This window comes from Microbulbifer maximicatervae (SeqCode) (assembly GCF_052468295.1).
The window spans coordinates 1,196,174-1,208,728 of record NZ_CP174340.1 but is presented as its reverse complement, the minus strand read 5'-3'; the positions used below and the strand labels follow the sequence as shown (position 1 = coordinate 1,208,728).

The window sequence follows — 12,555 nt, the reverse complement described above, 5'->3', positions numbered from 1 at the left end:
TTATTAAACAAATCTGTTATTTGGCTCTAAGACTAGCAGGCCAATCTACTAGTCACCTTGGAGTTAATGCTGGAAAAACAGAGCCCATCGGCTCCATATAACAGAGCCGCATCAGTATTCTGATGCGGCCCAAAAGGAGGAAAAGTAATAGCTGACAGTCTACAGCCTCGGAAAGTGATTCCGCAGCAAGGGGCCGGACGCAATCATTGGCACATGCTGCTTTTAGCAGAAAATCTCTCGCGCCCGACTCGGGGACACCACCTTTCGCCCTGTCTCTTCAGCTACAGCCGCAAGAGCCTCAATCAATTGACCATTCCCTGAAGTTCGCTCTCCTCCCGGCAAGTAAAAGGTATCTTCAACTCCTGTGCGCAAATGGCCGCCCAATTCTGCAGTCTTGCGATGCACCGGCCAGATTTCCTCACGGCCGATCACTGTGCTCTGCCATAAGCTCCCGGGCTTCATATATTTTGGAATAATTTCCAGTAAATCGGGATCGGCAGGCATACCTGAAGCCACTCCCATCACCAGGTTGTAGTTGGGCTTATCCACCATCCCTACATCCGCATACATTCCCACAGAGCGAACGATACCGATATCAAAGCACTCAAATTCCGGGCGGGTACCGGTCTCCCGACAAACTGCCAACAGCTCCTCTACCTTATCGACCGGGTTATCAAATACCATGGGTGGCCAAGCCCAGGTGCCGTTGGATCGGGCCTTTAAATAGTTCAGGCTTCCCGCATTACAGGCGGCAATTTCCGGCCTACCGGCACGCACACAACTCAAGGGGCCTTGCTGATCCCGTCCGATAGTGCCAGTTGAAAAATTTAGAATAACGCCAGGGCATTTATCGCGAATTGCATCGGCAATTTCCAAGGCTATTTGCGGGTCCCAGGTGGGTAAATGGCCTTTGTTTTCCTCTTGCGCGCGGAAATGAACATGCATAACGGAAGCCCCCGCATCGTAGGCTTCACGGGCGGATTCCGCCATTTCCTTGGGGGTTACCGGGACCGGGTGCTGCTGGGGGTTGGTAAGCACTCCGGTTAGGGCGCAAGTAATCACCACTTCATCAAACATCGCTGGCTCTCCTGAATTATCTTTGTTAAGGCCGCTGTTTACAGGGCTATCCAGCGTGTGCGCGTCGCTCCTACAGCACCAACTGATCGTAAAAGGACCAAGGCGAGTGGAAGAGCTGATTCTGGATAGCGCATCGACAAAATACAGCACCAAGCGCTTGCTTGGTTATACGAGACTATCATAGGGCCCCCGCCAAGGCACCTTGTTTCCCCGGATTCATCTCGGCAGAATGCGAAAAAACCCAATAAGGAAGTAAGTACCTCATGAGCGAGACTATCACTCCAACCATCGCCCCTTACGGCAGCTGGAAATCTGCAATCAACGCAGAACTTCTTGTGGAGGGCAGCGTTCGCCTGGCAGAAGCCAATTTAGTAGATGGCCGCTATTACTGGCTGGAGTCCCGCCCGTCTGAAAAAGGCAGGAATGTACTGGTGCAGTATTGCCCAAAAAATGGCCGCAAAGATCTCACCCCCGCCCCAATCGCCGTGCGCACCAAAGCCCATGAATACGGAGGCGGCAGTTATCTTGTTTACGGTGACACCGCCTATTTCGTACTGGCAGAAGATCAGCGCATTTATCGCATGAAGCTCGACAATGCGATCCCCGAAGCAATCACCGCAGAAAATAGCTCCCGCTACGCCGATCTGATTATCGATCCCCTGAGAAATCGATTAGTTTGTGTCGAGGAAGATACCAGTGGCCACCAGCAGGGCGAGGAACCCCGTGCACGCATTATCGCGGTAGACCTAAACAACCCACTGGCTAATCCACCGACAATCCTTCAAGAAGGGGCAGACTTTTATTCGAACCCAACCCTGAATCCGGCCGGTGATCAACTGGCTTTTCTGCGCTGGCACCACCCTAACCTCCCCTGGGACGCGACAGAGCTCTGTATCGCCAAACTCGATCAGGTGGGGGATATCGGTGAAGTCACCCAAGTAGCCGGCGGTGAGAATGAATCCGTCTTTCAGCCCCAGTGGTCTCCTGAGGGCGAACTCTGCTATGTCTCTGATCGCAACAACTGGTGGAACCTATATAGGCTGGGACAAAGCGAACCCTTGTGGGAAAAAGAAGCAGAATTCGCCACACCACAGTGGGTATTTGGGATGTCTACTTACGGCTTTATTAGCCCCACGGAAATCCTCTGTACTTACACCCAGAATGGCACTTGGCACCTTGGAAAGGTCGACATAAAAAGCGGAGAGCATCAAACTCTTCCCCAGCCTTATTGTGATATCGAAAGCCTGCACTGTGAAAATGGCAACGGGGTGATGATTGCCGCAGGTGCAGAGAGCTTTCCCGCTGTTATTAGCTTTAACCAAAAGGCGGGTAAAACGGAACAGATTGCCAGTAGCAATAGCAGCTCGCTGCCAACCAATTTGTTCTCCATCGCTCAAGCCGTCACTTTCCAAGTGGATAATCGTGCGGTACACGGATTTTATTACCCACCCCACAACCCCAACTTCCAAGCACCCAGTGGCGACAAGCCACCGCTGATTGTATTTAGTCATGGAGGCCCCACCGGCGCCACATCAGCAGGCCTCAGCCTGAAAGTTCAATACTGGACAAGCCGGGGATTTGCCATTCTGGACGTAAACTACTCCGGCAGTACCGGCTATGGCCGCGAATATCGGGACCGCCTCGCCGATAAGTGGGGCATCTACGACGTGGAAGATGTCTGCGCCGGTGCAGAATACCTGGTAGAAGATGGGCTCGCCGACCCCAATCGCCTGCTGATCAAAGGTGGTAGTGCCGGCGGTTACACAGTGCTGGCAGCGTTGACTTACCACGATACCTTTAAAGCAGGTGCCAGCCATTATGGAATTGGGGAATTGAGCAGCCTCGCCAAAGACACCCACAAGTTTGAGTCCCGCTACCTGGATAAACTGGTAGGACCCTGGCCTTCCGCAGAAAAAGTCTACCTTCAGCGCTCACCCATTAACGATGTGGAAAAGCTGAATTGCCCCGTGATTTTCTTCCAGGGCATGGAGGACAAGGTAGTACCACCCAACCAAGCCGAAACCATGGTGGATGCCCTGAGGGAGCGCGGCATTCCGGTGTCTTATATTACATTTGCCAACGAAGGACATGGATTCCGCAGTGGCGACAGTATCAAGTTGGCTCTTGAGGGAGAGCTTGAATTCTACAGCCGCATATTTAATTTTCCGCTCGCGGAACCCGGCCCGGGAATTACCATCGAAAACCTATAATTAAATAATGTTGCATTAAAAAGAGTTTAAAAAAATACTATGGGAAGATGGAGACCGCCGCGTCCACGCGGCTCCCGCTACATCACCGCAGAGGGTGCGCAGCGTATGCGCGCCGAAGTTAAGCACCTCTGGGAGGAGGAGCGCCCCCGGGTAACCCAGGCAGTTAGCGACGCCGCCAAGCTGGGAGATCGCTCGGAAAACGCAGACTATATCTACGGTAAAAAAAGACTGCGGGAAATCGACAGCCGCGTGCGCTTTCTAACCAAGCGCCTGGAAGAGATCACTGTTGTAGATCGAATACCAGACGATAAGGAAAAGGTTTTTTTTGGGGCCTGGGTAACGCTTGAAGATGATGAGGGAGAGAGCGTTTGCTACCGCATTGTAGGACCCGATGAATTCGATGTAAAAGCAGGCTTGATATCTATGGACTCCCCCGTTGCCCGTGCCTTATTAGGGCGCAAGCTCGATGATGAAGTGGATATCCGTCAGGGGGAAAAGTGGCAGACTTTCTATATTACTGACATTTGTTACGAGGAGTAGAGATCTTGGCTTTCTCAAATACTTAGCTTGAAGGAGTCAATTTAGCAATCCCGTAATTAAAAAGGCTTATTCCACAGAAATAAGCCTTCAAAACTAAACTGCAAGAACATCTTCAGAGATTATTATAATACTGAATCACACCAACAGTGCTTCCAGCAGAAAAAGCAGATTTAACCTGCTCTGAACTCATTCTAATTTTCAAAGCTGCATTGTTCACGTTGAACTCAATAAACAGGCTTCCCGCTTGGGAATAGGCATCATTCCACTCGGCCACCGCTTCGTTGAGGCCATTAATAACTGCTATATAGTTTGCCCCCTCTTCATCTGAAATCGCAGTTTGAATATCACTTATCGCACCGGAAACATCACTTTCAAGTGTTTGCCACTCTTGCAATACGACCTATAAATAATCTTCAACTTGCTGGGTTTCTTCTGCTAGCTGCCCAAAGCTCTGAGACAATATTTGTAGAGTGGATACATCAGCAGTGATCAGGTCCATCTCTGCCTGTTGATCCTGAATATTCTTTCCTAATTACCACTTATGCTAAGCCAATTTTTAGCAACCTTTCTGGCATCGGTGGTGTCCGAAGAGAGACGTAAATCAATCTTGGAATGAGTGCCGACAAATCAAACCTCCGATTAAAGCGATATTGAAATTCTGCCAAATAGCGCTGTGCATATTTCGGCCTAATAGCATGGTAAGTGCTACGTAGCGCACTCTTTAAATTACCAAGTACTGTATTTACCCAATAGAACTCAGGCTCTTCAACAGAAGCTCGGCCACCACCACAAACAATTTTGTCATGTACACAACCGGCCTCCTTAATGGCATTGAAGCATGGAAGACCATCTGAGATGACTGTGCTGCCACTGCAAAGGTACTTTTTACTCCAGGTTGAAATTTCACTGCTTTTGAAGCCCTTGATAATTGAGAGCTTAATACGGGTTGGGCGTCCCTCCTTGGTTGTTTCAACGGCCGCCACAAAGGGAGTTTTACCCTTGGCTCCGCGCCCGGGCTTGCATCCAGTACGCTCACCACCGAGATAGGCATCATCTAGTTCAATAAAACCGGACAGTTTGTATCGTTGGTCTCGCTCCATCATCACTTGCATGAGTTTCTGCTTCATACGCCATGCTGCGTTGTAAGAGATACCTAGATGTCGAGATAGCTCCATAGAGGAAATGCCCTTCTTATCCTGAGTAATCAGGAAAATACCGAGAAACCAGGTGGTGAGGGGGAGCTTCGTGGAGTCAAAAATTGTACGAGAGGTAATCGATGTCTGACGCCGACAATGGTTACATTGCTTAAGCTTGCGATAAGCGAGGTCGCAATGCTTGTCATGCCCGCAGTGAGGACAACTAAAGCCATTGGGCCAACGCCACTGCGACAGTGCATCGAAGCACTGTTCCTCGCTGCCGTACATTTTGAGGAATTGGGTCAAACTAATACCAGGGCTGTCCCATATAAATCGGTGTAAAAACGAACAAAATAGACCTAGAATAGCTATCTTTTTTGATAAATAGAGTGTTTTTCAGACAAAATGGATAGCGTTAGCCTTTTACATCACTTTGACGACATGGAAGATCCTCGAGTTGATCGGCACAAGCTGCACGCCCTGCCCGATATTTTACTTATCATGTTTTGCGGTGTTATTTGTGGTGCTGAAAGCTGTAGAGATTTTGTCGATTTCGCAGAATCTAAGATAGATTACCTAAAACGATTCACCCCGCTAAATAGCGGAATACCCTCAAAAAACACTTTTAGCCGTGTTATTTCAAGCTTAGACCCCGAACAATTTAAGCGCTGCTTTCTGCAGTGGGTCCAAGGTATTCAGCAAGAACTCGGTAACGTGATTGCGATCGATGGCAAGACGCTAAGGCGCAGCTTCGATCAGGCCAGTAAACGATCTCCTATACATATGGTGAGTGCTTTTGCGTCCGAGGCGCGACTTGTCCTTGCTCAGCAAAAGGTAGAAGAAAAGTCGAATGAGATTACGGCCATACCGAAGTTACTGGAGATTCTTGATCTTAATGGTGCGATTATTACGCTTGACGCCATGGGCTGCCAGAAAACGATCACTCAGAAAATTATCGAACGAGGCGGCGATTATGTGATTGCTGTGAAGGGCAACCAGGACAAACTGCACCAGCAAATTACCACGCATTTTAATAATTTGTTCGATATGCAGCACCACAAGCATGTCGATACTGATTGTGTGGAAGAGGTGAGCCGAGGCCGAATAGAATCCAGAAAATGTCTCTCTACTAACAGTATTGATTGGCTCGAAGGTAAAGAGCAATGGCACGGTCTAAGAAGTGTTATCGCAGTCCAGGCGAAACGAACTGTAGATGGGCGAACTAGTTGCGAAACGCGCTACTATATCAGTAGTTTAGAGCCGTGCTCAGCAGAACTCAATCATATTATTCGCTCTCACTGGGGTGTTGAAAACTCGTTACACTGGATTTTAGATGTGGTTTTTCGTGAGGATGATAGTCGCTTCAGATCAGGAAATGCACCAGAAAACATGGCGATCTTGAGGCATTCGGCACTCAATCAGTTGCAAGCGGCAAAGCCCAGCTTTAAAAAAGACATGAGCATTAAAAGGCTTCGGAAAAAGGCTGGCTGGGATAATGAAACCTTGGACAAGATAATTACAGCCACCATTTAGACTGATTTATATGGGACAGCCCTGAAACTAATACCCTTCTGAAACTGTACCTTGTTGCGAGCCATGGCGTATTCCCTTGCAGATCAACGAGATAGCTGTATTTATATACAGTTACGCATAACTTAGCAAGAGTGGTAATTAGGTATTCTTTTGATCGGCAACAATTTTTGCAGCAGCCACCGGCCCCATCACAAACCATTTCAACAAGCCCTCTGGAAAAGCCACGATAGAAGCAACCGTACCGAGAGAGATAACAGTGGCATCGGCAATATCCAGCGTAACGATGCTGGCAGTCAGGGGTTTGATATCTGCCTGTAAATTCTTGATATCCTGCCCCAGATCAGCAATTTTCTGCTCGTCAGCCTGGGAATCCTTTACAGAATTATCGAGATAGGTTGCTTCTTATAATGAATCGCAAGCAAAAATACATTTATATTCACATTGCTGCTATCAAATCAAACCCTCTAGTCCAGTAAGCACCGATCAGAATCACTCAGCCTGGCAACTATCTCCGTCAAATGCTGCAATCAAATCCAAGGCACCCCCAACCTCTTTATATATGATTAGCTTCCGACTATAGGAACCCAGCAACCATGAACCGCAGGCCACCCAGTAAGTGGCTTCTCTTGAGGTAACACAGAAGACGCATTGCGCATCAGATACACGCCAAAACAATCGTCCTTTGGAAAACCCCCTACTCTCGAGTCTCAAAACGCCAATATTATTCTGTTTAGCCCATTGAAGAATTTGCGCCCTGAAAAACTCAGATCTAATCGGCATTAACAAATAGGGAACCACACCCAACAGGGCCAATAGAGCCACTATTACATTGTTCCCCAGAGAGGGGCTAAACATATAGGCCAGCTTCCCCAAAGTTACCGATATTATTAATACAACAAATGGACGCATATTCACTGCCGCCGATTTCAGCTCCCTTTAGAAAGAATGGCAGATAAATATGCAGAGACAAGATTAAGCTACAGGGCGATCGAGTGATCCCGAGTTGGCATGCCCGCGCTATAGCATATTGAAACTAACAGGTAGAGATTGGTCGCATTGAGGCCAAACTCGTTAGAGCTTGACCCGCAGAGTGACTGCCTAACGACAGAGAAAATACACAATAAAGTACTGGAGCAATTTAGTTGCTCTCGATTAAACCCAACATTTCTTTTGCAACCAGTGCAGAAGAAGGTAAAAACATTGTAGAAACAATACGCTGATCAGATATTACATCATGCTTATCAGCAACATTATCCTTATTAATAATAATGGCTCCATTCTCACGAAGGCGTTCCTCTACCAAGAACGGTAATAAAGTACCCTGCTTAGCCCATGACTTCTCTTCTTCTGTAGAGTTCGGGAAACCGGCAACCTTCTTACCCTTTACCATATAATGGCCATCTTTCAGTTTCACATCAGCAAACGCACCTGCCCCATGGCCACAGCTGCCCACAACTCCCCCTTTCTGGTAAATCCCATAATATTTAGCAGCTCACGATTGGATGCCACATCAAATAAGGTTCCATAGCCTCCACCGATATAAACAGCTGCATAATTCTCTATAACTACTTGCTCAGGCTTTAGTGAACTATTTGCCCGTTCTAAAAAACCTTCATGTTTGATGGTGTAACTACTAATCCCCAGTGGATCCATCATAAACGGGACCACCCCACCTTTTGGCGAAACAAAGTCCACGTCATACCCATGGGAAACAAAAATATGGTAAGGCGGAGCGTACTCCCACAAATTATTTCTTGCATCGTGTTTCTCCGGATCACCCATATCCTGAAGATTAGAAGCAACGATTAGTATCCGCTTAGTCTCAGCTGCTTGTGAAGTTGCAATAAAGCCCATCACAAGAATTATCATAGAACAGATAAGGCTACAAATTTTTGCCGTTTTTCCCACGTTCAACTTCCCCATTCGAATAACTTTGATACGAAATAGATAGATTACATGAGTAACGTACAACCTTGACATAAGATCGATAGCTTGCAGGAGAAAAGCGATATAGCGAGGTCAAACTGCCCCAAAAGTAACAACGGCCAACATTTCTATAGCGCCAAGCCTACCACCACAAAGTTAACACCCTATTACCGAGCAGCCTTAATAGTTAGGGCAGTAACAACACCCCAAATCCAATTGAAAAACAACACCAGGACTGGTGTTAAGACTCCCAACTCAAATCCGGCAACACCCTTCCCAACCATCACAGGGAAAACCACAAACAATTGAAATGCAGAGGGAAACAAACTAAGAAGAGTTCCTTTTAAAAGTAACTTCGATGACCAGAACGGAAGAATAAATAGCAGTCCCCATAAGCCACCCCAAACAATACGAGGATAAAGCCACTCAGGAGATAGAGGAGGGGCAATTGATACGCCAAAAGCGGCATTAATCCCCAACTGGCCAAATAGCCACACCGCAATACTGTTTGCCAAAGCACCGAGGCTTCCGGCTGCAAAGAATATCAGTAGGTTTTTCATCTCCCTCTCCTAGAACTGTAGGACCACTGCAATATTTACTGGCGAATCACACCACAATATAGAAGAACCATCGTCACTCAATGGAAAATAACCTCGCGTACGAATCACAACCCCACCCGAGATGACAGAGTAACTTTTCTACTTTACCTACCCAATAATACAGAACATAAACCAGATTTATCTTGAGTACGCCTGCGTACCAATTAGACACAGCGGAAACGCCAGAAAAATTAGATAAAGCACTAGCCCCCTACTTCTCAAGAATGACCACTTAAAAAATATTTTCAATTTGAGAACCAGCAATATCCGCTGATCGTTTTTGCAACTAATCCCGAAAGAAAATAACTAGCTTCTCAAGCGCCAAATTTATGTAATAGATAAGTGGTACGCTTGTATTTATTTTATAAATCAATTAAAACCAAATAGGAACTAGTACTTATGAAAGTGCCATCAGCAGGAGTGCTGTACCCGATTTTATTAGGATTGGCGATTCAGTCAGCGACGTCTCAAGCCCAGTCCTTTGATGAGAGCGCCTATATTGACAGGCAGCTGCAATATATTGAGGAAGGAGTCACCTCTACCAACGATACTGCCGTCGTACTTCAGGCATACACCGGTGATGATCTCAACTGGGATGCGCTAAATAAGAACCTGGATGTACTCCGCAACGGCGGCAAGAAAAATTCTGACTTCACTCTCACCCGCCTAATCCGCATCTTATTCTTCCGCCCCGAAATAAAAGACGAACTCTTTGCCGCACTCGACGGCTATCACTTCTGGTTTAAAGAAGGCGGGACGGGTGACCATGTCTTTGCTTCAGAAAACCATATGATCATGTACACCTCTGCCCAATATCTCCTCCAGGAGAAATATGGGGCATTTGAGGACGACAGAACTTATAAGCGCCTAAAGCGCTATCTGGAAGTGAAGAACCAATATGGTTTCTATGAGTTCTACTCCCCTGTTTACTACCCCTATACCCTCTCGGCACTGCTAAACCTCGTAGACTTTGCAGAGGATGAGGAAATTCGTGAACTTGCAATCGGCGCTGCTCATCGCTTGCTGCAAGATATTTTATTGGTGACCAACGACCAGGGGATCAACTTCGCCGCAGCCGGGCGCAGTAATGACGGCTACCGCCGCAATGGGTCCGGAGGGAATATCAACCGGATTATCTACCTCCTGACAGGTCTGGGCAAAGAGTCAGTACGCACCCCCAGTCCCGCCGGCGTAATGCTCGCCACATCCGGGTTGGAAATCACCGATGAGGTTTTCGAATATTTCGGTAAAGATCTCAACATAAATTATTCAGTCGGCCATTCGCTGGGGGATGCCAGAAACGAGATCTATGCAGACTTTCCCCGGGAAGAGCGCGTACCCTTCTATTGGAGCCAGGGAGCCTACTTCCACCCCGATGTCGCAGCGGATACCGCCTGGTTCGCCAGCAAATACCAACTCGAAGGTTATGAGGGGCTCAAAGCATTTGACCAGTTCCTGGGACTATCCGAAGCAGCCGCCCCTGCGGCCGCCAAGGCGGGGGCTGTATTCAGCCGCAGCTCCGTACTCTCCTCGGCCAACTTTTCCATGTACAAAGATGGCGGAGTTATGATGCACTCCATCCAGAATTATTGGGGAGGCCGCCAGGGCTACCAACAAACCCCCTGGATAGCCACCACCGGTTCCCAGTCTATCTGGGCAAAAGTCGGCGACGGCAATAGCACCATGCAAAATGACCACCTGCCGAAAATAAAGCAGGTAAACAATGTCGCCGTGATCCAATACAACCCCTACCCGGAGATAGAACTGTTTCACTCCGGCGGCTCCGATGTCGCTCTACAGTGGCCCGAAGAGTTCGAGGAGGAGTCCCGCAGCGGTAACTGGAAGTTTGGTAGGGAAGATGATGGATACGTTGCCGTCCGCTACCCCTGTGGCAACGGTGACTCCAACACTGTGACCTGTGATTGGAACGAGCAGACCTGGGTCGTCATCATGGGAAGTGAAGAGCGCTACGGGAGCTTTGATGCTTTTAGACAGAGGGTGCTCAATGAAGTCAGTTACGATGCCGACTGGGAATGGCACGGCTCCTTCTGGAAAGGCACCTTGAAGTATGTGTACGATTCAGATGTAAAGTTTGATGGAACCGATATCAGCTTAACTTGGTAGCACCTAATTAAGCTCACGGGAAGGGGTACCCCCTTCCCAGCCTCTCTGCACCCCCAACCAAATTACCCTCCACAGACTATCAACCCAACCTCCTTCCACCTGAGCTTAGTTGACAGTGTCAACCAATATCAATAAGGTTGACACTATCAACCAGTTAGCATGGCGCCATGAAAGACACCGCAATCAATGAATCCCTCCACCAGCTTATTCACGCCTACAAACGGCGCTTGCGAGCTGGCATACAGGAGCAGCAAATTGGCTTGCCGGTGAGCCATATACGGGTACTCAAAGGTGTCTTCAAATTTCCACTGAGTACTGCCCGATCAATTGCCCAGCGGATGAATTTGGACAAAGCCCAAGTAACACGTGTGCTGAACGACCTGGTGCACTCAGGGTTAATCGAAAAGACCGACAACCCCAATGATCGGCGCAGCCAGTTTTTGACACTAACTACATACGGAATAAGCACGCTGGAAAAAGTAAGCGGACAAGAAACTGAAGTGGCCAGGCAAATGACTCGCAACTTGAGTACTGAAGAGCTAGAAAACTTCGCCCGCATTGCCAGCGTTATGGTCGCTAATATGAAAGAGCACTCCACCCCTGACGAAAGGAGCTAAACCCTATGGCCGAGAAAGTTACCAGAGAATTGGTCGTTATTCGCAGGACACAAGTTACTGAAAATATGCTGCGCATCACCCTCGGTGGCGATGATCTAAAAACTCTCGCCCCCAATCAGGAAAGCGCCTATATCAAATTTCTGTTTCCACAAGCTGGAAGCGAGCGCCCGCTATTGCGAAGCTATACCATCAGACACCAGCGTGAAACTGAAATTGATATCGACTTCGCCCTGCATGAACACGAAGGGCCCGCTCTAAGCTGGGCACTTAAAACACAGCCCGGCGATACGATCTTAACCCGCGGCCCCGGCCCCAAAAAAATGACCAATCCCGAGGCAGACTGGTTTTTACTATTGGGGGACATGACTGCACTGCCAGCCATCAGCGTAAACCTTGCGGAGCTACCCAAGGATGCAAAGGGATACGCATTAATTGAGGTCTCCAGTGAAGCTGATATTCAGGAGCTGGAACACCCAGAGAACCTGCAAATCCAATGGATTATCAATCCGGCTCCATCCGGCGAGAAACTCCTGGAAAAATTACAGGCACTAACCTGGCTCGATGGACAGGCCTCCGTATGGGCCGCCTGTGAATTCGACAGCATGCGCACCCTACGGCAATTCTTTAAGCAGGAAAGAGTAATCCCCAAAACCCATATTTATATCTCCAGTTACTGGAAAATTGGGCAGTCGGACGAAGGCCACAAACTCGCCAAGCGCATGGACAATGAAAAGATGGAAGGACAGGGATAACTTATAGATAGGCGGGAAGAGAAAGCCTTCTGATTATAGGC

At 48.1% G+C, this 12,555-nt stretch carries 13 protein-coding genes; 7 read left to right on the top strand and 6 right to left on the bottom strand.

The window, feature by feature from the left end:
* Positions 1-222: 222 nt before the first annotated feature.
* Positions 223-1,077: a beta-keto acid cleavage family enzyme gene (locus ACJJIQ_RS05745; RefSeq protein ID WP_445363982.1), complete on the bottom strand. Its 855-nt coding sequence runs from the start codon at positions 1,075-1,077 to the stop codon at positions 223-225.
* 263 nt (positions 1,078-1,340) lie between these two features.
* Here ACJJIQ_RS05745 and ACJJIQ_RS05740 point away from each other — a divergent pair, with 263 nt between their 5' ends.
* Both ACJJIQ_RS05740 and greB read left to right on the top strand, forming a co-directional pair.
* Positions 1,341-3,287: a S9 family peptidase gene (locus ACJJIQ_RS05740; protein WP_445363981.1), complete on the top strand. Its 1,947-nt coding sequence runs from the start codon at positions 1,341-1,343 to the stop codon at positions 3,285-3,287.
* 39 nt (positions 3,288-3,326) lie between these two features.
* Positions 3,327-3,827 carry a transcription elongation factor GreB gene (gene greB / locus ACJJIQ_RS05735; RefSeq protein ID WP_445363980.1) on the top strand — a complete coding sequence of 167 codons (501 nt, stop codon included), beginning with the start codon at positions 3,327-3,329 and terminating at the stop codon, positions 3,825-3,827.
* 112 nt (positions 3,828-3,939) lie between these two features.
* Here the strand turns inward: greB and ACJJIQ_RS05730 are convergent, their stop codons facing one another.
* Together ACJJIQ_RS05730 and ACJJIQ_RS05725 are read right to left on the bottom strand one after the other, a co-directional pair.
* The gene (locus ACJJIQ_RS05730; protein WP_445363979.1) at positions 3,940-4,221 is read right to left on the bottom strand and encodes a hypothetical protein; all 282 of its coding nucleotides are present in this window, start codon (positions 4,219-4,221) and stop codon (positions 3,940-3,942) included.
* 145 nt (positions 4,222-4,366) lie between these two features.
* Positions 4,367-5,251, bottom strand: coding sequence for an IS1595 family transposase (locus ACJJIQ_RS05725; RefSeq protein ID WP_445364792.1), 885 nt, complete (start codon positions 5,249-5,251; stop codon positions 4,367-4,369).
* A 117-nt stretch (positions 5,252-5,368) separates the two neighbouring features.
* Between ACJJIQ_RS05725 and ACJJIQ_RS05720 the strand changes: the two genes are divergently transcribed.
* On the top strand, positions 5,369-6,496 hold the full coding sequence (locus ACJJIQ_RS05720; protein ID WP_445362101.1) for an ISAs1 family transposase: 1,128 nt from the start codon (positions 5,369-5,371) through the stop codon (positions 6,494-6,496).
* A 150-nt stretch (positions 6,497-6,646) separates the two neighbouring features.
* On the top strand, positions 6,647-6,814 hold the full coding sequence (locus tag ACJJIQ_RS05715; protein ID WP_445363978.1) for a hypothetical protein: 168 nt from the start codon (positions 6,647-6,649) through the stop codon (positions 6,812-6,814).
* Between the two features lie 820 nt (positions 6,815-7,634).
* Here ACJJIQ_RS05715 and ACJJIQ_RS05710 read toward each other — a convergent pair.
* The 3 genes from ACJJIQ_RS05710 to ACJJIQ_RS05700 all read right to left on the bottom strand — a co-directional run bounded on the left by ACJJIQ_RS05710 (position 7,635) and on the right by ACJJIQ_RS05700 (position 8,982).
* Complete coding sequence (locus ACJJIQ_RS05710; RefSeq protein ID WP_445363977.1) at positions 7,635-7,910, bottom strand: type 1 glutamine amidotransferase family protein; 276 nt, start codon at positions 7,908-7,910, stop codon at positions 7,635-7,637.
* On the bottom strand, positions 7,907-8,404 hold the full coding sequence (locus tag ACJJIQ_RS05705; protein WP_445363976.1) for a type 1 glutamine amidotransferase family protein: 498 nt from the start codon (positions 8,402-8,404) through the stop codon (positions 7,907-7,909). The genes ACJJIQ_RS05710 and ACJJIQ_RS05705 overlap by 4 nt, the downstream gene beginning before the upstream one ends.
* 185 nt (positions 8,405-8,589) lie before the next feature.
* On the bottom strand, positions 8,590-8,982 hold the full coding sequence (locus ACJJIQ_RS05700; RefSeq protein ID WP_445363975.1) for a hypothetical protein: 393 nt from the start codon (positions 8,980-8,982) through the stop codon (positions 8,590-8,592).
* 438 nt (positions 8,983-9,420) lie between these two features.
* Between ACJJIQ_RS05700 and ACJJIQ_RS05695 the strand changes: the two genes are divergently transcribed.
* The 3 genes from ACJJIQ_RS05695 to ACJJIQ_RS05685 all read left to right on the top strand — a co-directional run bounded on the left by ACJJIQ_RS05695 (position 9,421) and on the right by ACJJIQ_RS05685 (position 12,514).
* A complete protein-coding gene (locus tag ACJJIQ_RS05695) occupies positions 9,421-11,145 on the top strand; it encodes a hypothetical protein (RefSeq protein ID WP_445361595.1) in 1,725 nt (574 codons plus the stop codon).
* Between the two features lie 167 nt (positions 11,146-11,312).
* Entirely contained in the window at positions 11,313-11,762 is a 450-nt protein-coding gene (locus ACJJIQ_RS05690) for a MarR family winged helix-turn-helix transcriptional regulator (RefSeq protein ID WP_445361594.1), read from the top strand.
* Positions 11,763-11,767: 5 nt separating this feature from the next.
* Positions 11,768-12,514, top strand: coding sequence for a siderophore-interacting protein (locus tag ACJJIQ_RS05685; protein WP_444907950.1), 747 nt, complete (start codon positions 11,768-11,770; stop codon positions 12,512-12,514).
* The last annotated feature ends 41 nt before the right edge of the window (positions 12,515-12,555 follow it).